The sequence below is a fragment of the Serratia sp. HNCC26DJ206 genome (assembly GCF_057180605.1).
Map to the genome: position 1 here is coordinate 1 of NZ_JBXUGP010000156.1, position 351 is coordinate 351.

General features: G+C 47.6%; 1 protein-coding gene. It reads right to left on the reverse strand.

The window, feature by feature from the left end; translation table 11 throughout:
- Window positions 1-20: 20 nt before the first annotated feature.
- Window positions 21-170, reverse strand: coding sequence for a hypothetical protein (locus AC2A1E_RS24385; protein ID WP_484385903.1), 150 nt, complete (start codon window positions 168-170; stop codon window positions 21-23).
- Between the last annotated feature and the right edge of the window lie 181 nt (window positions 171-351).

Consider the following 351-nt stretch of genomic DNA (forward strand, 5'->3'; position numbering starts at 1 on the left):
ATAAATCGCCCCAGACAAAATTAATAACGCACCAATACCTGCAATATTCCCAAATATGCCCCACCACCACTTATAAAACCGCCAATAATAGTAAAATCAGCAGCTTTTTGGTACATCCATTGCGCCTCATCATCCCCCGCCTTAGATGCATCCAATCCAAGCCTAATCATCCCCACCCCATCTACAACAGACGCCCCCCAGCAATGATACCGCCTGCCCGGATAAGGAGATGTACATAATCCTTGGGTAACACTTCCCAGTTGTTCTTAATACTCAACATGCGACCAAAACCTGCAATTTCGGCGGCGGCACTGAGCACCATCAGGCGGTTACGCACCATTTCCTGAAATC